The organism is Hallella bergensis DSM 17361 (assembly GCF_000160535.1).
Taxonomy (GTDB): domain Bacteria; phylum Bacteroidota; class Bacteroidia; order Bacteroidales; family Bacteroidaceae; genus Prevotella; species Prevotella bergensis.
Map to the genome: position 1 here is coordinate 1 of NZ_GG704803.1, position 697 is coordinate 697.

A 697-nucleotide genomic window follows, 5' to 3' on the forward strand; every position below is an offset into this window, starting at 1 on the left:
TGACAAAATCCTGAGCAACTTTTTGTTGCTCAGGTACTTAAAAAGTTTAATTTATAATCGTGTTGCGGAATTAAGGGAATAAACAACATAAATGAGATGAGAAGTTGTCTGTTGACTATATTATTGAGCATTTTTATACAGCAGTCTGCTATATGCCAGAGCATTATAAAGTATTATACCAATATTCGGGATTCATCAAGAATATCGAATTCTTTCTATGGGTACAATCTTTGTGTCATAAGACGTAAAAAAAACGATTTATATAAAATTCTCACAAGACTTTCAAAAGATAGTTTATCTGAAGTATTTATTCTTAGATGTGATAAAATAATGAATGACATTACCATCTCTGTCCAAAATTGGGAATATAAAGATTTACCACCAACCAATATGGAGGTATATGGTATTTTCAAAACATCTAAAGGAAAAGATTTTTTTATATGTTATGATAGTTGTGAAAGTATAAAAGTTGTAAAGAAGATATTTCGGAAGATAAAGCAAAAAAACTTCTATCAAATAGAAGTAGAGGTCTTACCAAACGATATATATATAATCAAAAATGATATGACAACGTATTACAATGGTTATTATAAAGGAGAATGTCTTATAACGAAGAAATTAATAATCAATAATAAAAAAATCTATTAATAATTCCCCAGATCGGGAGTTGCCAAAATAACTATCTGATAATAAAAAT

General features: G+C 27.5%; 1 protein-coding gene. It reads left to right on the plus strand.

Annotated features, from left to right (window positions below; all coding sequences use genetic code 11):
* Positions 1–330: 330 nt before the first annotated feature.
* A complete protein-coding gene (locus HMPREF0645_RS14035) occupies positions 331–648 on the plus strand; it encodes a hypothetical protein (RefSeq protein WP_007175505.1) in 318 nt (105 codons plus the stop codon).
* The last annotated feature ends 49 nt before the right edge of the window (positions 649–697 follow it).

What these genes read in the sequence shown, in the direction of transcription:
- HMPREF0645_RS14035 (WP_007175505.1), top strand. Translation starts at nt 331, where the DNA reads ATGAATGACATTACCATCTCTGTCCAAAATTGGGAATATAAAGATTTA.